The 18,863-nt window shown below is 39.4% G+C and carries 17 protein-coding genes and 1 tRNA gene; 1 reads left to right on the top strand and 17 read right to left on the bottom strand.

Going from position 1 to position 18,863, the window contains the following annotated elements; all coding sequences use genetic code 11:
- Window positions 1-3 precede the first annotated feature (3 nt).
- Window positions 4-1,041 carry an efflux RND transporter periplasmic adaptor subunit gene (locus tag EMK97_RS11655; RefSeq protein WP_130602356.1) on the bottom strand — a complete coding sequence of 346 codons (1,038 nt, stop codon included), beginning with the start codon at window positions 1,039-1,041 and terminating at the stop codon, window positions 4-6.
- 209 nt (window positions 1,042-1,250) lie between these two features.
- Between EMK97_RS11655 and EMK97_RS11650 the strand changes: the two genes are divergently transcribed.
- Window positions 1,251-1,327: transfer RNA gene (locus EMK97_RS11650), tRNA-Arg, on the top strand.
- A gap of 4 nt (window positions 1,328-1,331) precedes the next feature.
- On the opposite strand, the gene EMK97_RS11645 is transcribed toward EMK97_RS11650, so the two are convergent.
- The 16 genes from EMK97_RS11645 to mnmG all read right to left on the bottom strand — a co-directional run bounded on the left by EMK97_RS11645 (window position 1,332) and on the right by mnmG (window position 18,546).
- Window positions 1,332-2,426: a GGDEF domain-containing protein gene (locus EMK97_RS11645; RefSeq protein ID WP_246028773.1), complete on the bottom strand. Its 1,095-nt coding sequence runs from the start codon at window positions 2,424-2,426 to the stop codon at window positions 1,332-1,334.
- 48 nt (window positions 2,427-2,474) lie between these two features.
- Complete coding sequence (locus EMK97_RS11640; protein WP_211342239.1) at window positions 2,475-3,218, bottom strand: substrate-binding periplasmic protein; 744 nt, start codon at window positions 3,216-3,218, stop codon at window positions 2,475-2,477.
- A gap of 127 nt (window positions 3,219-3,345) precedes the next feature.
- Window positions 3,346-4,491, bottom strand: coding sequence for an ABC transporter permease (locus EMK97_RS11635; RefSeq protein ID WP_130602352.1), 1,146 nt, complete (start codon window positions 4,489-4,491; stop codon window positions 3,346-3,348).
- A complete protein-coding gene (locus EMK97_RS11630; RefSeq protein WP_130602350.1) occupies window positions 4,488-5,414 on the bottom strand; it encodes an ABC transporter ATP-binding protein in 927 nt (308 codons plus the stop codon). The genes EMK97_RS11635 and EMK97_RS11630 overlap by 4 nt, the downstream gene beginning before the upstream one ends.
- Window positions 5,411-6,355 (bottom strand): HlyD family secretion protein, encoded by a 945-nt coding sequence (locus EMK97_RS11625; protein ID WP_130602348.1) that lies wholly within the window; start codon window positions 6,353-6,355, stop codon window positions 5,411-5,413. Before EMK97_RS11625 ends, EMK97_RS11630 begins: the two co-directional genes overlap by 4 nt.
- An 8-nt stretch (window positions 6,356-6,363) precedes the next feature.
- Window positions 6,364-7,650, bottom strand: a complete 1,287-nt coding sequence (locus EMK97_RS11620) for a hypothetical protein (protein WP_130602346.1) — start codon at window positions 7,648-7,650, stop codon at window positions 6,364-6,366.
- Window positions 7,650-8,387: an ABC transporter ATP-binding protein gene (locus EMK97_RS11615; protein WP_130602344.1), complete on the bottom strand. Its 738-nt coding sequence runs from the start codon at window positions 8,385-8,387 to the stop codon at window positions 7,650-7,652. The genes EMK97_RS11620 and EMK97_RS11615 overlap by 1 nt, the downstream gene beginning before the upstream one ends.
- Window positions 8,388-8,414: 27 nt before the next feature.
- Window positions 8,415-9,677, bottom strand: a complete 1,263-nt coding sequence (locus tag EMK97_RS11610; protein WP_130602342.1) for an ABC transporter permease — start codon at window positions 9,675-9,677, stop codon at window positions 8,415-8,417.
- Between the two features lie 2 nt (window positions 9,678-9,679).
- Window positions 9,680-10,825: an ABC transporter permease gene (locus EMK97_RS11605; protein ID WP_246028772.1), complete on the bottom strand. Its 1,146-nt coding sequence runs from the start codon at window positions 10,823-10,825 to the stop codon at window positions 9,680-9,682.
- Window positions 10,826-10,951: 126 nt separating this feature from the next.
- Window positions 10,952-11,692: an outer membrane lipoprotein-sorting protein gene (locus EMK97_RS11600; protein WP_130602338.1), complete on the bottom strand. Its 741-nt coding sequence runs from the start codon at window positions 11,690-11,692 to the stop codon at window positions 10,952-10,954.
- A gap of 112 nt (window positions 11,693-11,804) precedes the next feature.
- Complete coding sequence (locus tag EMK97_RS11595) at window positions 11,805-13,130, bottom strand: IS4 family transposase (RefSeq protein WP_130600978.1); 1,326 nt, start codon at window positions 13,128-13,130, stop codon at window positions 11,805-11,807.
- 171 nt (window positions 13,131-13,301) lie between these two features.
- Window positions 13,302-14,063 (bottom strand): IS5 family transposase, encoded by a 762-nt coding sequence (locus tag EMK97_RS11590; protein WP_130598256.1) that lies wholly within the window; start codon window positions 14,061-14,063, stop codon window positions 13,302-13,304.
- 89 nt (window positions 14,064-14,152) lie between these two features.
- The gene (locus EMK97_RS11585; RefSeq protein ID WP_130602336.1) at window positions 14,153-15,049 is read right to left on the bottom strand and encodes a ParB/RepB/Spo0J family partition protein; all 897 of its coding nucleotides are present in this window, start codon (window positions 15,047-15,049) and stop codon (window positions 14,153-14,155) included.
- Window positions 15,050-15,097: 48 nt separating this feature from the next.
- Window positions 15,098-15,916 (bottom strand): ParA family protein, encoded by an 819-nt coding sequence (locus EMK97_RS11580; protein ID WP_130602334.1) that lies wholly within the window; start codon window positions 15,914-15,916, stop codon window positions 15,098-15,100.
- 54 nt (window positions 15,917-15,970) lie between these two features.
- A complete protein-coding gene (rsmG, locus tag EMK97_RS11575; protein WP_130602332.1) occupies window positions 15,971-16,600 on the bottom strand; it encodes a 16S rRNA (guanine(527)-N(7))-methyltransferase RsmG in 630 nt (209 codons plus the stop codon).
- 56 nt (window positions 16,601-16,656) lie between these two features.
- Window positions 16,657-18,546 carry a tRNA uridine-5-carboxymethylaminomethyl(34) synthesis enzyme MnmG gene (mnmG, locus tag EMK97_RS11570; protein ID WP_130602330.1) on the bottom strand — a complete coding sequence of 630 codons (1,890 nt, stop codon included), beginning with the start codon at window positions 18,544-18,546 and terminating at the stop codon, window positions 16,657-16,659.
- Window positions 18,547-18,863: the final 317 nt, after the last annotated feature.

Genomic DNA, 18,863 nt, shown 5'->3' with positions numbered 1-18,863 from the left:
TAATTACTCGTTATTTTGTGGTTGCGACTTATAGGTTAAATGTTGCCATCCTTGAGTAACCACATTAAGTGCAGGGGAGGCTGCTTGAGCAGATAAATAAATCACATCATTTGATAAATATTCCACAGTATAACTTTGTAATGCAAACTCCCCTTGTTGCTGAACAACAATCTGAGCATTACCTCTATCATCCATACTGGTTAAAGCTGCAATAGGTAGAGGATAAACATATTCATTCGCAGTTAAAGCTAAATTAACTTCGACAAGTTGCCCGATAACAATAGGTTTTCGCTGCTCAAGTGCAGGCAGTAATACTTCAACCCAAAATAAATTACTTTGCTGATCGGCACTAGCTGGCACTTTACTTACCCAGCCTGTTATTACGCCAACGCCGGAAATATTGACTCTAGCCGCTTGCTTTAAATTCACTAATGCCATTTCTTCCGCAGTAAGCGCTAAATTGACAATAAGGTTATTTTCTAATGCTGCAACTTGTAATATTGGCTGACCAGGAGATTGTAATTCGTTAAGGTCTGAATAGCGCTTAACCACAACACCATCAAATGGCGCAACAACTTGTGATTTTTCCAAATTATAATAAGCAACTTTATACGCTGCACGCGTTGTCTCAACTTCCGTTTTAGCTAAATCTAACTCTTTTTCAGAGCTTAAGTTTTTAGATAGCAATGCAGTAACACGATTTACTTCGCGTTTAGCTTGCAGCAGTCGAGCATAAGTTGCGTTCTTTTCTTCTCGCAACTCTGTAATATCTAATGATGCCAGCACTTGCTCTTGTTTAAAAACTTGCCCCTCATCAATATTAAGGCGTGTTAAATAGCCAGAAGTTTTAAAAGATAAATTTTGCGTGCGCCTAAAGGCTACTTTTCCTGTACGTGAGACATTTTTAACATATAGCTGCGGAGTAACTTGCTCAACTTTCGCTTGTTGAGCATCAGCAGAAAAGGAAGACAATAACAACAAGGTCGACATCGACAGCATCAACGCTTGTGTTATAGAAATACCGAGCAAAGCTTTCATCATGATAAGCTATTATTATAAAAGAAATATGTATTGCTAACTTTAGGCAGTTTTACCAATAAAGTACACTTTTATCAGTGAACTAGCCTTTTTTATCGTGAGTATTTGCTTTTATTCGCTAGACAAATTTAACCATTAACTATAGTATTTGCCGCGCCTGCCTTCAGCGTAAGTGCTCTTAGCAAAAAGAGCCTAAAAACAAGGCTTATTAACCACCCTTAGCTCAGCTGGATAGAGCGTCGCCCTCCGGAGGCGAAGGCCGCAGGTTCGACTCCTGCAGGGTGGGCCATAACTTAAGTCACCTTATTACTATGCCAAGTTTGATTCCTACCAGCATACTTTGCTTTATAAAGGTTACTATCAGCCTCACTTATAGCTGATTTAATATCAGTATCATTATCAAGCATTGCCACACCTAAACTGACCGTTAAGTTAATTTCGTGTTCTTGATAGGTGATAACCTTTTTAGCTAAGCTTTGGTGAATACTCTCGGCAAAATGTAACGCTCCCTCTAGCTGTGTTGCCGGTAGCATAAACAAGAATTCTTCGCCGCCCCATCTGGCTACTAGATCTTGATTTCTACCTAAATTTTCAAACATTTTAGATAATTCTATCAAGACTTTATCGCCAGCATCGTGGCCAAGGCTATCATTTATTCGCTTAAAAAAGTCGATATCACATAATATAATAGCCAGCTGTTGCTTGTCTCTTGCCATCCGCATCTGCTCATAGTTTAGTGCCGCTAAAGCATCTCGACGGTTTGATAGCCCAGTTAGCGGATCAATACGCGCTAAACGTTTGTAGCGCTTAGAGAGTTGCTGTAAATGATCATAAGATTGCTGCCTTGAATATTCATAATATGCAGATAGGAAAGAGGTAGTTGCGAAAGAATATATCAAGCGTAATTTAAAATCTGTTGAATACTCAGTACTAAGCAGTTGACCATCTTGATAAAAGAGCAGTATCAAGATAACAAAAATAAAGCAAAGTAAGCTAACTAAGCCATATTTTAAGCCCTTAATAAAAAAGGTTACCGGGGCAACAATAAAAATCCACAAAGGCCCGGTATTATTAACTCCTCCTGACTGCACAAGGTAAAACATTAATATATATAAAGAAAATAAAATAACAGCAGAAGATAAATAGCTACTGTAATTAGCCAGCTGTAAAAATCGACCTAGATAAAAAGAAACACTAGACACAATCAATACACTTGATAGCAAGTAGTTACTATCAAGAAGAGCCACCAGAGCAAGCGCACCAGTAATAGAAGAGCCAACGAAGCTAAATAAATTCACCATAAAAATGGTTCTATTTCGCTCACTGTCTAAATATCTGCTAGTTCCAACTTGTAAGTATTTTATAAATTTATCTTTAAGTAAGAGCACTATTTTTCCCTAAATAATCTTACTGTTATTGCTTGGTTAGATTTAGCACTATTTCTTATACAAACCTAAGGTTGAATAAGTATTTGCCAAGCGCTTATATTTATTAATTATCTTATCGTACTCTTCACTTTGTTTAAGCTCAACCAAAGCGTTATTGAGTTTTTTTACAACATCATCAGGAACATTCTTATTCAAGGCTAAATAATTGCCTTGCGTATCAGGTATCTTTACCACGGCTTTCACCGCATCAATATTGCTACCACCCGCTGCTAGCATATAAGGTAAGACAATATCTGATCCCAATATCAAGTCAACCTTGCCCGCTAAAAACGGCTTAATATATTCGGCATTGTAACTAAATAACATCAGATTTTTGTTAACCTGAAAGTTTAGTTTTTCAAAAATATCTTGATAAACATCACCACGCACAACAGCCACTAAATAATTTTGCGCTTCTTGTAACGAATTGATTTTTATATCGGTGCGAGATCTTAATTGATACAAATAGCCCTCACCAGAGGCTAACGGACCAACCCATTTAAATTGTGATTCTCGCTCAATAGTTCTCGCGGTCGACATTAACCCCGCATTGCCTTGCTTTAAGGTAAGTTGATATGAACGCACCCAAGGGTAAATATTAATATCTGCACTAATATTGGTACGTTCCAGTAAAGCTTTAACAATTTCAATATTAATACCTATAACTTTGTCGTTATTGTCATAAAAGTTATAAGGCACCATAATTTCGCTATTAATATGTAAATGATAATCACTACCTTCAGCTAATGCCATTCGCTGACACGCCAAGAGCGCGAATGCCAAAAGCACTGTAAAGTGAAGTATTTTATTTATCATACTGCCGAAGTTGCTAATTTATTAACTGATAATGAAAGATATGTTGGTTAATTATAGTCGAAAATTAATCTAAATGTTTTTTAAAGCGCAGTGAAGCAACAAGCAAGCCTATTAGTGTAAAAGCCATCAACCAATAAACATCAAAGCTCATATCAAACATATCAACGCCGCGTAATACCACTCCTCTAATCAAGCGCATAAAATGGGTAGCGGGCAAGGCTTCAGCAATATACTGAGCTATAGCTGGCATGCCCTCATAGGGGAACATAAACCCGGACAGCAAAATTGATGGTAACAATATAAACACTGTCATCTGCATCGCCTGTAATTGGTTTTTCGCTATGGTTGAAATCACTAAACCAAGCACTAAACTCGCGGCAATAAATAGCAGCGTAATACCTAGCAGTGCTAACATATCCCCGTTAATTGGCACAGAAAAGACCCAGTAACCTAAACCTAAGATAATAGTGACTTGCACTAAGCCTATAAATATATAGGGAATGATCTTACCTAGCATCAGCTCATATGACTTAACAGGCGTAGTAATTAACATTTCTAAGTTACCACGCTCTCTTTCTCTAACAATGGCGGCTGAAGTAAACATTATCATGGTCATAGTTAAAATAACGCCAACTAAACCAGGTACAATATTTACCACAGTTCTTTGTTCTGGGTTATAGAACAAGGCCACTTCAAAAGTGGGTATTTGCCTGTTTGCTGGTTTATCTAACAATTCACTCAATGGCATAGCTCGTAAGCTTTTAATTGCGCCAGCAATCATAGTATCAGCACCATCGACTAACCACTGAGCTATAGGTCGGCTAGTTTCTTCATCTGTCGCTGCTGGTGATGCCAAGCCAACAGTATGATGGCGAACCAAACGCTGACTTATATCTTGAGGAATAATAAGAATCGCACGAACATTACCACTCGCTAAGGCCTGTTCCGCAGCCGCTTGGCTAGTATAATGCTCAACAAAACTAACCACTTGCGTTGCAGAAATTGTTTGTATCAGTACCCGGCTTAAACCAGACTGACTATGATCTATAACACCAACAGGGATATGGCGAATATTGGTATTGATAGCAAAACCAAATAATAACAATTGAATCAAGGGGATCATTATCACCATGCCAAAGGTCATTCTGTCGCGCTTTAACTGGGTAAGCTCTTTTGAAAAAATCGCTTGTACTCGTTGCCAAGAAATCATTGTCGTCCCTGTCCAGTACAGGTAACAAAAACATCTTCCAAGCTTGGCCTAACAATAGCCAATTCATCTGTCGCTTTCACACTTGGCTGCGCTAACATAAACTGCTTCACATCCTTTACTTGTTTACTCACTAGCACTCGCAACCTTGCCCCTAATTGAGCCGCAGAAATAACCTCAGGCAAATGCATAAGTTCCTGCTTTAACGTTCTTAAATCATCGGCCATCACTTCAACAATATGCGCATTCATATCTTCCATAAGCTGTTGAGGCTTACCATCCGCTCGTTTGATACCTGCTTCTAATATTGCCAGTTTATGGCATCGTTCAGCTTCATCCATATAGTGGCTTGATACCAAAATAGTGGTGCCTTGATCCGAGAGTTCAAACAGCTTTTCCCAAAAATTACGGCGATTTTCAGGATCTACCGCCGAGGTAGGCTCATCTAAAAACAATAATTTAGGCTGATGAATTGTTGCGCCAGCAAGTGCGAGTCTTTGCCTTTGTCCGCCACTCATACTGCCAGCCATTTGGTTAGCTTTGGTATCTAACTCATATAGAGATAACAAGGCTTGAATACGCTTATTTTGCTGTTTAGCTGGAATGGCAAATATTTTACTTAAAAATAACAAGTTCTCTTTTACAGTAAGATCATCATATAAAGAAAACTTTTGCGTCATATAACCAATTTCCATACGCAATTTATTTGCTGATTTAGGCAATTGCTGTCCTAATACTTCAACACTGCCAGAACTTGGCCTTAACAAACCGGTAAGTAAACGAATGGCGGTGGTTTTACCACAACCATTTGGCCCTAAAAAGCCATAAATACAGCCCTTTTCAACAGCTAAGTCTAATGATTGGATCGCTTTTAACGAGCCAAAATTACGACTTAGTTGTCTTGCGTTAATGGCTAATTCGCTCATGGCAATTCTACTTGTGCTGGTAAACCATTAGGCAAATCAAAGGCTGTATCAGGTAATTGCACTTCTGCTAAGTACATTAACCTAGCACGCTCTTGCTGGTTTAACGCATAATAAGGCGAAAAAGCAGGATCATGCGCTATCCAGCGCACTTTTCCTGTGAACTTTTCTGTTAAACCATCAACGCGCACCTTTAAAGTATCTCCCACCTTAATAGCAACACGATATGGCTCAGGTATATAAACACGGGCATAAGGTGCTTTACCAGCCAAAACAATGGCTAATGGACTGCCTTGAGTGGCTCTTTCACCTAAATTCCAAGGTAGATTATCAAGTATGCCATCACGTGTTGCTCTAATAGTTAAATCAGACAACTTCTTTTGCTCGCTGATAACAACACTTTTGGCGGCCTGTAAATTAGCTTCAGCCATATTGAGATCTTCAATCCGTGTACCGCTTGTTAATTGGCGAAGCGCTTCTTCGTATGCATGCAAGGCCGCTAGCTTTTTGTCGCGCGACGCTAATGCTCGGCTTAGGTTAGCTTCACTGGTTAAATTATTCTCGGCTAGATTTTTTACACGTTTATAGTTAGCTTCACTTTCAATGAGAGCTGCTTTTGCGCCAGCAACATTAGCACTGGCTTGAGCCACTTCTTCTTCGCGCGCGCCACGTCGCAATTTTTCTAGATGTGCCTGACTTTGTCCTAGCTCAGCCTGAGCCTTGGCTAACGCTGCCTCTTGTAAACGCGTATCTAGCACCACTAAAATATCACCTTGCTTCACCTGAGAGCCAGGCTGTACAGGCAGCTGCACAATAACTTCATTAACGGTCGCCGTATGAGCAATACGATCACGCTCTAAGGTTCCCAACGCCAATTTATTATCCGTTGCCTTATCACATGCTGTTAGCAGAATAACCATTAAACAAATAAGCACTTTATTCATAACAATCCCTAAAAGTAATAACGTACGCTGGCAAAAATACTCAATGGATAAGCACCAAATTCTGAGGCAAAGCGATAATTATCCATGGCTAAATTTGACTGATATTGCATATTTTCACCATGAGTTAAAAATACACCAAAATCAGAATATAGGTTATCCGTCCAACTGGTTTCACTACTAATATTGATAAATATAGAGTGATCATCAAGGTTATAAAAGGCACTAGCGCTTACAGAAATCAATGGTGAGGCTAACCAAGTAACAGCAGGAATCAAATAGTGTTGTCCCAATAAAAACACGCCAGCTTTTTGATAAGGTGCTTGCTGTGGCAGTTGATGGTAGTTATGCGCATTAGCGCTTCCTGCACCATTATAATGATATTCAAACATAGCGATAATATCTTCATTTATCGCGTAATCACTGCCGATAGAAGCACGCCAATAATTATTAGTATACGCCTGTACCGTTTCTGAGGGCTTGGTTGGCAGTTGCGCATCTTGATGCCAGCTCATATAAGCACTTTCAAACCAAAAGCCAAAATCAGCAATAGCTCGCTCTATACCACCACCAACAAGCCAAGCATCATCAAGAGCTACCATCATCAACTCAATATCATTGCCAGCGATAGAATTTTTACCACGTAAAAATGCGGCGCTATTGGCTTTGTTAGCATCTTTGCCAATAATAACGCCGGCATCAATCATAGCGAAATCACCAACATCGGCCTTAAATCGAATAGCATCAATACCTACTCGATATTCTTGATTTAAGGTTTGAATAGCAAAAGGTAAAAAGATATCGGTTGGGTTAATAAAACGCGCAGAGCCAAAGGAAACTACCTGTCGGCCAATAGTTAAATCGCCATACTTATGACTGTATTGATAATTCGCTCTATCTAGGTTTTGCAAAATTACGCCATGATTACCCACTTCAGTCATCACAGTATCAAAGTCTTTGTAACGATACTGGGTTTCAGACGTTGCTATGGTTGCGCCTAAACCACCGGAATTTTTGGCAAAGTCCGTATTAGAAAAGTACAAGGGTTGTAGTTCATAATGTAGCTCAAAATTTCCTACTGAAGGTGACAGGTATGAGCCCATTAACCTAAGCGCATTTTGCGATTGAAAATTTCCCGAGATTGCTTGTTGCTCACTTAGTCCATCACTGGCATCAATGGTGATGCTATCTTGGCCAAGCGCATAGCTTTTTAAATAGCCAGTAAACACGGTATTGTCTGCAAAACAAGTTTGACTGTAGAGCAGGGCGCAAACCAAGCATAATGTTTTATTAGCCATTAATCACGGCGCTCATCATCAACAATACAGCCATCAACTAAACGAATGATACGCCGAGCACGCTCCATAATTTTTGGATCATGAGTAGAAAAAACAAAGGTCATATTTTGCTCTTCATTGAGCGTTTTCATCATTTCGAGTAAGTCTGCGCCTGTTTTAGAGTCTAAGTTAGCGGTTGGCTCATCCGCTAAAATAATACTTGGTTTGGATACCATAGCTCGTGCTACCGCGACACGTTGCTGCTGTCCACCAGAAAGCTCAGCAGGGCGTCTGTTTTCCAGCCCTTCTAAACCAACCGCATGCAGTATTTGTTTAACTCGCTTATTTCGCTCGGCAGGCGATATCCCCTGTAGCAACATAATATATTCGATGTTTTCTTTCGCACTTAGCACGGGGATCAGATTATACGCTTGAAAAATAAAACCTATATGATCGCGCCTAAAGTCAGATAACTCTGTTCCTGTCATTTGGCTAATATGTCGATTATCTAAAAGTACCTCACCAGAGCTAGGAGTATCTAAACCGCCAATAAGTTGCAATAAGGTTGATTTGCCTGAGCCTGAAGGGCCAATAATCGCGGTAAACTCCCCTCTATTTATTGTTAAATTAGCATTAGACAGGGCTTTAACTAAAGTGTCTCCTTGACCAAAATGACGACATAGCTGTTTAGTTTCAATCACTATCGCCTTGCTATCACCTTGTGCAATAGCACAGTTATTATTTGTCGTTAACACCATGAAAATAAGCTCACTTAAATTAATCTCTTAAAGGGTTTTTCGCATAGCAAAAGAAGGTTGTAGTTTTGCAGCATGCAAGGCTGGATATAAACAGGCAAGCACAACAACCACTAAAGTAGCACAAGCCATTTGCATAAAACTGACGCCATTAATCAGCAAATAAATCGGTTCATTCAGCGTCATACCTGTCATTTCAAGATCGGTATAATCAATCCCTACCACAGAGCCCCAATAACAAACTAAAAAGGCTAACAATAAACCAAGGGCTACACTTAACAGGCCAATAAAGAAACCTTCTAACAGTATTTGTTTGAATAATTGCTTAGGCTGAGTGCCTATTGCCAGCAAAATACCAAACTCGGTATGGCGCTCAAATATAGACATAAACATGGTATTAATTAAGCCAAGGCAGACCAGAATATAAAGAATGCTGGAAACAACTAAGGTTGAGTACTCGGTCATGGCAAGCATACTGCTTAGCTGCGGCACTAACTCTTGCCAAGATAGGGTCTCTAGCTCTGTGTTATTTAATGTTTGCCAAAAAGGTAATGTATTATCATCAGCTTGCGCTAACATTTGCAAACGCAGGGCAACTTGATGAACTCCTTGAACATTAAGTATCTCCTGACCTTGCTTTAAATTAACAAAGGCGATGGCGTTATCCATATTTCTTTCGTTAAAGCTAAATAAACCCGACACGCGAAATAAGGCTTGTGATAAATCTCCGCCCTCGGCTTGAGATACAGTGATAACAATACGATCACCTAAGTTAACTTCTAGAAGTTCAGCTAAACGATCGCCTAACAAGATCTCGCCATCTTTGCCTGTTAGGTAACTTCCTTTAAGCACAGCTTGCTTCAATTTACTTACTTGAGCTTCTTTTTCAGCATCAACACCATAAACAATGGCAGAAGCAACATTTTCTGACGAAGAAGCCATAGCTCCTGTGATAACACGCGGTGCAAAGGCTGATATCTCTTGAATATGGCTAAGCTGCTGATAGAGTTTATTTTCATTTTTTATATATAAATCAATATCATTCGCTTCTCTAAAGCCTTTTTGGTGAATTTGCGCCTCACCTAAAAAGGTTTGCGTAGAAATTTTCACCATAGTATCAACCATACCGCGAACAAAAGCATCGGTGAAAAGGATGGCGGTTAAACTACAAGAGATCAGAAAAATGGTTAGTAATGTCCGGCGAGTATTACGAAAAACGCTGCGCTTAGCCAATCTGGCAACCAAAGACCTTGTTTGACTATGTGCAGATAAATTGCTATTGGAGGAAGCCATAATTACACCGCCTGTAACGCTTTCAGCGGTGATATTTGTGCAGCTCTTATTGCCGGAATAAAACTCACCAATAAAGTACTGATAATGACTACTAAGCTAGGTACCCAGATAATGTACCAACTTACTTCACCTAGCATGGTATCAAAAACGATACCGCCCATATCAATAGGCTCAGGCATAGCAATCCCCTGACTTGCTAACCAAAAACATACAGGCAATGACAACAGTAGCCCTAAAATACAACTGACCATAGCCAAAGCAAGCGACTCTAACATGATTAGCATAAACACAGCCGCTGGCCTTGTGCCAATGGCTTTAAGCACACCAAACTCTCTAGTACGCTCTAATGTGCCCATTAAGATAGTATTTAATACGCCAATTGAGACAATAAAAATAATAATGCCCATCGAGACATAACTACCTTTTTTATCTGCCTGCATACTGTTATAAAACGCAGACTCAACCACTTGCCATGGCGAAACCCTAAATTCATTGCCTGTAAATAATTCACTATCTGCAAACTGCTTTTGCATAGCGTCAGCAAATGTTCGCGCTAAGCTTTGGTGTTGCAAACGAATAGCAACTTGATGCACCTGGCTATTATCTCCTTGCCCCATGGTCAAAAATTCCTGCATTGCTGGTAAAGACAGATAAACATTCATTTTTTCATATGAGCTTTCGTCACCAACAATGGCACTAACAATAAATATATCATTGGCTATAGAGCCATCTATACCTTGTGATATAAGTACCAGTTCATCGCCTAACGACAAACTCAAGTTTTTAGCTAAGCTATAACCTATCATGGCAGGAAAATAGCCTGCTTCAGTCATGCCAATCGTTAAGTATTCACCTTGATTAACCTTACTTTTTAATCGCGTTGTTTGTGCTTCTTTGATCGGATCGATACCAATAACTTGCGCGGGAAAGGTTTTGTTTTTGCCATAGGCAAGTGAAGGTCCATACACTCGCGGCGCAGCTGCAACCACTTGTTGATTTTCACTAAGCAGCTCGAGCAATGCATTGGCGGTATTAATGGTTTTATATAGCGAAGGGCGCTCTAAATAATCCTGCTGATGAATTTGTACATGGCCAGTATGATCTTGGGTAAAAATATTAATAATATTGCTATAACTACCTTCTGACATAGATAGTGTTATACATAGTAGAAAAAAGCCGCCGCCCATACTGAGCAGTGTCAGCAATGAGCGCCGTCTATTACGCAAAATATTTCGAAACGCTAACTTGAGTATCAACATAAGCTAGTAACGCTATTAAAAACGCTTTTGTAAATTCCGTAGGGTAAAGACATTTTTGTCTAACTCAACATCAAACTGCGCATCAACATATTCAATCACAGTTTTATGGCCGGATTTATTTAATGGCTGCATCGTCATGATCGCCGGCATTTTTTTACCAGAAAACTCACGAATTTCGCTAAAGGTCATGATACGAACCTTTTCGCCTTTTTCATTAAAATAACTTTGCTCTAACGGTAATAGACTTTGTTGATTAACAACTATTTCAATTTTTCCCCATACGGTCACCGTATTTTGTTTAGGCTTTAACGTTAAACGAAAGTTATCACCGTCTGTCGCTTTATCTACATGATATTCTTCCACCAGTGATACTTCTCGTACTAAATCATCATTGGTAAAGTCAGAGCCCATCCAAGAGCCCATCATCATTGAAGGTGGCACCTTAATGACCTTGTTGATTTTAGGAAAGTAATTCCACATTTCTTTATCTTTTTTTAAGGTGGCAACACCGCGATCTTTTCTTGGTGATAACACGCGAATAAAGGTGTCATCCATGCCGCGAGTCCAACTTTGCATTTCTAAGGTGCGTTGCCAATTGGGTGTGATAATTTGCATCTTCATGCTGGCAATAGAAGTGTCTGAGCGATACAGCTGATCAATTTTTTTTAATAGCGCAACGCCATCATCAGCAGCAACGACAAAGCTAGCAATAAGGTGTAAGAATATAAATATTATGTGGAATAATCGCTTAGCCATAACCTTGTCCTTAAGCTTTCAAAAAATGTACGTCAGTTACTATAACAAGCTAAGATATAATACCAAGTGAAATATAAACAAAAAAACCAGCAATATGCTTAACACATGTCAATTAAGCATGTTTTGATTTGACAGGGTAGCGGGTTTTAGAAATACGAACGGTCCGGGCTTTGGGCCGTTTTCGTTTCTCTGGCAATATAAATTGTTTTACGTTTTCCCGCATCGCCCTCAACTTTTTAGGAATACTACCTGGTGAGGCTATTGCACACCACATAAACTCATCTTGGATAAATCGCATTGCCATCACAAAGCTTATGCGTAACGGAGAGACTTGTGCTTCTGTCGCTATTTGGCTTATCTCGGCTCTAATTAGGTTATACGCAATTAATAATCCCCATATTTCTTGCTTTACGCCCTGAACTGTTTGGCTTCTAAGCAATATTGCATTATCAAGTTGAAATTGCTTTAACTCCCCATAGCCATTTTCTATCTCCCAACGCTCGAAGTACACTGCCAGAATATCTTCTGCTTTGTATTTATTAATGTCAGTTAAAGAGCTCAGGAGCCCTTTAATATGATTACTTTGTTTGTTTTCTGGGTAAGTAACGAGGCGAGCTTGCCAAACTTCAGGTAAACTCGGGTCTTGTTTTCTGGCATGATTTGATACTGACATTTCAATGAGAAAATCATGTTCACTGTACTGTTCAATGACACGGTATTTGGTATTACTTTTTATGGGGGTTAACCAGTGCTGCTCTTGGTTATGCCGTTGCCAATTCATCATAAGTTCTGCGCTTAGGTAGCACCTATCAAAAATAGTGAGTGAATTTGCTGATGCTGATGAAATTAACTGTTTCGCATAATTAACCTCGCCAACTCGGCTTGAGCCAAATGCGACATCTTTTATTAGGCGACTACGCAATGACATTAATGCACATAATCGTACTACTGGATATTCAAGGTGCTTATCTTGGCGGTGCTTGATATACCCAAACTCGCTTGCAGTTTCTGGCGTGTCTGCACAACGAAGCTGTGTGCCATCCACTGAAAAAAGTGATAGCCCACACCAAGTATCATCCCCATCTTGTTGTTGTGACCAATGTGTCGCCGTCAATTTAAATAGTTCAGCTAATGGAGTGTCACTTAAGCGCTTTCGTGCTTGCGGGATTGCACTGGGAGCAAGTGTTTCACCCAGTTTATCTGACAGTATTAGGTCAAGTTTATCAACAACCTCGGTAATAGGGCGATTACGATAAAGGCCTATTCCCACGATGAGCCAGACAACAAGCTCAGCTGGTAGTTTGCGCCTTCTCATACTGGCTTTATCCGTTTCAACGAGTACCTTCTCTATCCATTCCATTGGCAAATGTTTTTGGAAAACAGATAAATCTTCGGGAGCAGCAAAAGTGTCTGTATCGAGTAACCAATTTGAAAGCATAAAAAAAATCCAGTGACTTGTGATCACTGGATTTTGACAGATTGTAAAGATCGTTCAACCGATCATAATAATTTTCTTAACTGATCGGTGTTAAGCAATATGCTGGCTTTTAAGGGAAGATTATAGTGAAAAATATCTAGGGGTTGTTGATCTTTGCTGTACATATCTTGTTCAGCAGTACATCGGTAGCCACATTAACATAAATGCCAGCGATACCATGCTGGCATAATTCCTTCCTAATTTATCATATCTCGTTGAAATAGCTCTAAAATGCTTGATTCTCGCAAATGCATTTTCAACCAAATGACGATATTTGTATAAGCACCAATCCATGCTTGTTTTATCTATGTCTTGTCCGTAATTACGTTTGGCAATAACCGTTACCCCGCCCAGCTCTCGAACAAATTTGCGAAATGGCTCACTGTCATACCCTTTATCACAAACTACGGTATTTACATCATCTAACTGCGCTACCAAACTTTCTGCATGAACGATGTCGTGTCGTTGACCTTCTGATAGCTCAAAGCAAATTGGCAAACCACCACTATCCACTGCCAAGTGAATTTTAGTTGAATTTCCCCCTCGACTTTTTCCTATTTGTTCAGAATTGTCAGTAGCAGCCCCTGTACTGTGTTGGTGTGCTCGAACTATAGAACCATCAAGAAAGACCCAATCATAATCTGAAAGTTTGGCTAACTCATTGAATAGCATATTCAATAAGCCTTTCTTCGACCACAAATTAAAGCGACGATAAATGCTACTCCAGCCGCCAAACTCTGTTGGTAAATCGCGCCACGGGATGCCTGTTCTCAGTCGATATAATATCCCCTCAAACGTCATTCTGTGTTTTGGTTTGTTGTATATGCGGCCAGTGCTCTTCATTACTTGAAGTAGCTTTAACCACCGCTTATCAGTTAGCATTAGTCTAGGCATGGTATTGAGTTGTTAGTTTACTTTTGGCGAAGCAAATTATAACGCTTTACCATGCCGCTCAAAAAACACTCGCGAAAGATCAACAGCCCCTAGTTAATCTTAGCTAAAATCTCTTCTAATTTTTCTAGGTTAGCATACGAAATCACTAACTTGCCTTTACCTTTTTTATTGTGGCTAATTGCCACCTTAGCGCCGAGCTTGTCAGCTAAACCTTGCTCCCAATCTAAGGTTTTAATATCTTTTTCTACCGCTTCTTTTTCAGCGACTGGGTTTTGAATTTTCTTAATTAAGTTTTCAGTCTCGCGAACCGTTAACTCTTTGGTGGCGACCGTTTGTGCCGCCGATGTTTGTAAATCACCTTCTAAAGCAAGTAAAGCTCTAGCATGGCCCATTTCTATATCACCATTTTCCAAGAAAGTTTTAACTTCATCGTTAAGATTATTTAAGCGTAATAAATTACTTACCGTGGTACGTGATTTACCCACAGCAATAGCCACTTCTTGGTGAGTTAAATCAAACTCATTTAATAAGCGCTCTAATGCTATCGCCTCTTCCATGGCATTAAGGTCTTCACGCTGAATATTTTCTATTAAAGCAATCGCTACCGCTGATTCATCAGGTACGTCTTTAACTAAACAAGGCACAACATCCAACTGTGCAAGCTTTGCTGCACGCCAACGACGTTCACCGGCAATAATCTCATAGCGATTTTCTGAGACCAAGCGAACCACAATGGGTTGAATAATACCTTGAGATTGAATAGATAAAGATAACTCTTCAAGTGCAGCATCAGACATATCACGACGAGGCTGATATTTACCCGGCGATAATTGCTCAATAGGCAGCTTTTGTAACTCACTATCAATAGCTTTACCTGCATGAGCCTCCTCAGCAGAACTTTCTTTCACTGGACTTGCAGCAGGCGTTAATAAGGCATCTAAACCTCGGCCTAAACGGCTTCCACCTTTTCGTTTTGCTGGACTCATAATATTCCTTGCACTTATCTGTTGTTATTTTCGCGTTATTATACTGAGTTATTCAGCAATATTAACATCCGCAGGCGCTTTATTTGCTTTTGCCTGTTTAGTTGGATCATTTCTGCGCAATACTTCCCCGGCTAATGCTAAATAGGCTTTAGCACCTGTAGATGATTTATCATAATACATAGCTGGCGCACCAAAGCTTGGCGCCTCAGCTAAACGAACATTACGTGGAATAACGCTGCGATAAACCTTATCACCAAAATGGCGTTTAAGCTGCTCAGAAACGTCATTAGCTAAGCGATTTCGAGGATCGTACATAGTACGTAATATTCCCTCAATATGTAGCCCTTCATTTACCACCGAAGTTAACTTGGAAATAGTATCCATTAACGCCGTTAAGCCTTCTAGGGCATAGTATTCACATTGCATAGGCACTAGTACAGAATCTGCTGCTGTCATGGCATTTACGGTTAACATGTTCAGCGATGGTGGACAGTCGATAATAATATAGTCGTAGTAGTCTTTAACCGGCGCTAAAGCAGTTTTTAAGCGTTGCTCGCGGGCAAACACTTCCATTAACTTTATTTCTGCCGCAGTAACATCAGTATTTGCTGCTAATAAGTGATATAGGCCAGAAGTTTCTTTAACAACAACTTCTTCAACACTTTGCTCTTCAATTAGCAGTTCATAACAGGTTGCATGCACCTGATATTTATCAACACCACTGGCCATAGTGGCATTGCCTTGCGGATCTAAGTCTATCAGTAGTACTTTTCGCTTTGTCGCCGCTAATGATGCCGCTAAGTTAACAGCAGTGGTGGTTTTTCCTACCCCACCTTTTTGATTTGCTACAGCTATTATTTTTCCCACAAGCGCCTCGAATATAGTATTGATTTATTTGTTAATTTTATTGCTATATTTAACTTATTTACTTTTTTTCAACTCTAAAACGTGCCTTTCACCAACTAAATCAGGCACGTGAATTTCATAGCTTTTTACCAGTTCAATATGCGCTGGCAATTGTGTCATTTCTTCATGAGGAAATTGCCCCTTTAAAGCGAAAAAACGTCCTTGCTCTGCAGCAATTAAATGATTACACCAAGATACCATGTCATTTAATGATGAAAAAGCACGACTTAACACACCATCAAACGCTTGTTCAACCTGATACTCTTCAACCCTAGATTTAACGGGTTGCACGTTAGTTAGCTTTAATTGAAAAACAACTTGTCGTAAAAAAGTAATGCGTTTTCCTAGGCTGTCTAATAATACAAAATTTCGCTCAGGATACAAAATAGCAAGTGGGATCCCCGGTAAGCCAGGACCTGTGCCTACATCAATAAAACGATTGCCGGTTAAAACTTCTCCCACCATTAAACTATCCATAATATGCTTAACTAACATTTCGCTAGGATTGCGAACCGAAGTTAAGTTATAGGCTTTGTTCCATTTATGCAGTAATTCAACATATTGAACAAGTTGTTCAATTTGCGTTTCGGTAACTTGAAGTGAGGTTTTGCTTATCAGTGAAGTTAATTCTTGTCTTAATGTCATGGTAAATTAGGCGGCTTTTATCGCTTGAAATAAAAGCTCGCCCCTAATGTGTACGGCTATGCGTGTTTACGCAATAGACCATGTTTTTTTAGATATACCAATAATAACGAAATTGCTGCCGGAGTAATACCAGAAATTCGCGACGCTTTACCAATAGTTTCCGGCTTAGCATCCATTAACTTTGCTACAACTTCGTTAGATAAACCTGAAATTTGCTGATAATCAAAGTCTGTTGGGATTAAAGTATCTTCATTACGCTTTTTCTTGGCAATATCTTCAAGTTGTCTATCAATATAACCGGCGTACTTAATTTGGATCTCAACTTGCTCAGCAGCTTGTTTATCCGCAAGGGCAGGGCCTAGGCCTTCAATGTTGATTAAATCATCGTATTTAACTTCAGGTCGACGAATTAAATCTTCTAAACTTGCTTCCTTGCTCATAGGTGTTTTTACAAGTTCATTAACTTTTGTCACGGCAGGGTGATCTTTTTGTACCCAAGTTGATCGTAAACGTTGGCGTTCAAGCTCGATATTTTCCATTTTTTCATTAAAACGTTGCCAACGAAGATCATCGACTAAACCAACTTCTCGGCCTTTTTCAGTTAAGCGAATATCGGCGTTATCTTCACGTAACAATAAGCGGTATTCAGCACGAGAAGTAAACATACGATACGGTTCTTTAGTGCCTAATGTAGCTAAATCATCAATTAACACGCCCATATAAGCTTGATCACGACCTAGAATAAATTCATCACGGCCTTTTACTCTATTTGCCGCATTTGTTGCGGCAATTAAGCCTTGCGCGCCGGCTTCTTCATAACCAGTAGTGCCGTTAATTTGTCCAGCAAAGTACAAGTTACTAACAAATTTGCTTTCTAAACTCTGTTTCAGATCCCTTGGATCAAAATAGTCATATTCAATGGCATAACCAGGGCGAGTGATCACGGCATTTTCAAACCCTTTAATTGAGCGCACTAAGTTCATTTGTACATCAAACGGTAAGCTAGTCGAAATACCGTTAGGGTAGACTTCATTGGTAGTTAAACCTTCAGGCTCAACAAATATTTGATGAGAGTCTTTATCAGCAAAACGCGTGATTTTATCTTCGATAGATGGGCAATACCTAGGGCCTACACCTTCAATAACGCCTGTGTACATAGGCGAACGATCAAGACCATCACGAATAAATTGATGAGTTTGCTCGTTAGTGTGAGTGATATAACAGGAAATTTGCTCTGGGTGATCATCAAGTGATCCCATAAAAGAAAATACCGGACGCGGTGTATCGCCAGGTTGTTCTTCCATCACTGAAAAGTCAAGTGTTCTGGCATCAAGTCTTGGTGGCGTACCTGTTTTTAAACGATCCATTCTAAATGGCATATCTTTTAATTTTGCCGCTAAATTCATACTAGCAGGATCACCTGCACGACCACCTTGATAGTTGTTTAAGCCAATATGAATCTGACCTGCAAGGAAAGTACCTACAGTTAAAACAACGGTAGTGCCTTTAAACTTTAAGCCCATTTGTGTTGATACACCAACAACATGATCGTTTTCTAAGATCAAGTCATCACAAGGCTGTTGAAAAATAGTTAAATTTTCTTGGTTTTCTAAGGTGTTACGAACAAATGAACGATATAAAACGCGATCAGCCTGAGCTCTTGTTGCACGTACAGCAGGTCCTTTACTGGCATTAAGTGTTCGAAATTGAATAGCACTATGATCAATGGCTGTTGCCATTAAACCGCCAAGGGCATCAATTTCTTTTACTAAGTGACCTTTACCAATACCACCAATAGCTGGGTTACATGACATCTGTCCTAATGTATCAATGTTATGGGTCAGTAAAAGCGTTTTACAGCCCATGCGTGCAGCAGCTAAAGATGCTTCTGTTCCTGCATGACCGCCACCAACAACAATTACGTCATAAGACTCTTGATACCACATAAATTAAAACCTACTAAACAAAAAACTAATCGATAATTTCTTACAAAAAGAATCTATCTAAAAAATAAGGAGGCATATTTTAGCGCTTTTTTAGCGAAAGAGATACGATCAAATACGTAAAAAAGATCTAGGCAGATCCTTAATATATAAAAAGAGATCTATATAAAGATCTTGTTATTATACTTTATTAAGATCCTGTTTTTCTGTGGATAAGGCTTTTTTCTCTTTATTTTTTAATAGTTAATGAAAGATATAACTTTGTGATCAAACATTGATCTATCGCCAAATAACCTTTGATCAAAAGCCTTAGTTATACA

The organism is Litorilituus sediminis (genome assembly GCF_004295665.1).
Lineage (GTDB): Bacteria > Pseudomonadota > Gammaproteobacteria > Enterobacterales > Alteromonadaceae > Colwellia > Colwellia sediminis.
The sequence above is the reverse complement of the archived record's forward strand: the minus strand, read 5'-3'. Positions and strand labels throughout refer to the sequence as shown.

Excerpts from the sequence above, each read along its gene's own strand:
- EMK97_RS11620 (WP_130602346.1), bottom strand. The coding sequence starts at position 7,650 with ATGGCTAATAAAACATTATGCTTGGTTTGCGCCCTGCTCTACAGTCAA.
- EMK97_RS11605 (WP_246028772.1), bottom strand. The coding sequence starts at position 10,825 with ATGTCAGAAGGTAGTTATAGCAATATTATTAATATTTTTACCCAAGAT.
- EMK97_RS11600 (WP_130602338.1), bottom strand. The coding sequence starts at position 11,692 with ATGGCTAAGCGATTATTCCACATAATATTTATATTCTTACACCTTATT.
- EMK97_RS11655 (WP_130602356.1), bottom strand. The coding sequence starts at position 1,041 with ATGATGAAAGCTTTGCTCGGTATTTCTATAACACAAGCGTTGATGCTG.
- mnmG (WP_130602330.1), bottom strand. The coding sequence starts at position 18,546 with ATGTGGTATCAAGAGTCTTATGACGTAATTGTTGTTGGTGGCGGTCAT.
- EMK97_RS11625 (WP_130602348.1), bottom strand. The coding sequence starts at position 6,355 with ATGAATAAAGTGCTTATTTGTTTAATGGTTATTCTGCTAACAGCATGT.
- EMK97_RS11590 (WP_130598256.1), bottom strand. The coding sequence starts at position 14,063 with ATGCCTAGACTAATGCTAACTGATAAGCGGTGGTTAAAGCTACTTCAA.
- EMK97_RS11630 (WP_130602350.1), bottom strand. The coding sequence starts at position 5,414 with ATGAGCGAATTAGCCATTAACGCAAGACAACTAAGTCGTAATTTTGGC.
- EMK97_RS11615 (WP_130602344.1), bottom strand. The coding sequence starts at position 8,387 with ATGGTGTTAACGACAAATAATAACTGTGCTATTGCACAAGGTGATAGC.
- EMK97_RS11585 (WP_130602336.1), bottom strand. The coding sequence starts at position 15,049 with ATGAGTCCAGCAAAACGAAAAGGTGGAAGCCGTTTAGGCCGAGGTTTA.
- EMK97_RS11635 (WP_130602352.1), bottom strand. The coding sequence starts at position 4,491 with ATGATTTCTTGGCAACGAGTACAAGCGATTTTTTCAAAAGAGCTTACC.
- EMK97_RS11640 (WP_211342239.1), bottom strand. The coding sequence starts at position 3,218 with ATGGCATTAGCTGAAGGTAGTGATTATCATTTACATATTAATAGCGAA.
- EMK97_RS11610 (WP_130602342.1), bottom strand. The coding sequence starts at position 9,677 with ATGGCTTCCTCCAATAGCAATTTATCTGCACATAGTCAAACAAGGTCT.
- rsmG (WP_130602332.1), bottom strand. The coding sequence starts at position 16,600 with ATGACATTAAGACAAGAATTAACTTCACTGATAAGCAAAACCTCACTT.
- EMK97_RS11595 (WP_130600978.1), bottom strand. The coding sequence starts at position 13,130 with ATGCTTTCAAATTGGTTACTCGATACAGACACTTTTGCTGCTCCCGAA.